At 50.3% G+C, this 591-nt stretch carries 1 protein-coding gene; it reads right to left on the bottom strand.

From position 1 onward, the window contains the following. The coding region (locus R8N49_RS28890; protein ID WP_412034934.1) for a sodium:solute symporter family transporter at positions 1-591 on the bottom strand (591 nt) is incomplete at both ends.

The following is a 591-nucleotide window of genomic DNA, read 5'->3' as shown; positions in this document are numbered from 1 at the left end:
CATAACGGTGGCCCACCCCGACCAGTTTGGTGTTTTCAAACTGACAAGCGCAAGCAGAGATGGGATGTTGATTGGCATCTGAATGAACGCCGCGAACACAATCATCATGTCGAACAAGCTGTACGACTCAACAGACGCCAGCAGTAAAGCTGTGACCGTGGCTAATACGCCAGATACTATCGTCGCAATTTTTCCAACCATCAACTGCTGACGATTGGTAGCACTTGGGTTGAACCACACTTGGTAGAGGCTTTTGACCACAATGCCAGCGTTGCGGTTGTGTGTTGATGAAAGCGGCGCAATGGTCGCAGCCACCAAAGCCACCATCACCAATCCGAGTAAACCTTGAGGCATGTAATGCTGGATGTAGTAGAGATAAGCGGCGTTGTTCGCACTCTGCTCTAGTGCAGGATAGATCGCCAGTAAATCGATGTTTTGTGCTGCCACGAACCACGCTGGCATAAACCACAGTACCGGGGCAAAAACAAACAGCACACCAGCAACGAATGCGGCCTTGGTGGCGTCTTTATCGTTGGCGGTGGTCAGAAAGCGATAGCAACTCAAGGTGTGGTTATTACTCATGGTTTGTTG

Source organism: Vibrio sp. 1978 (assembly GCF_033344345.1).
The sequence above is the reverse complement of the archived record's forward strand: the minus strand, read 5'-3'. Positions and strand labels throughout refer to the sequence as shown.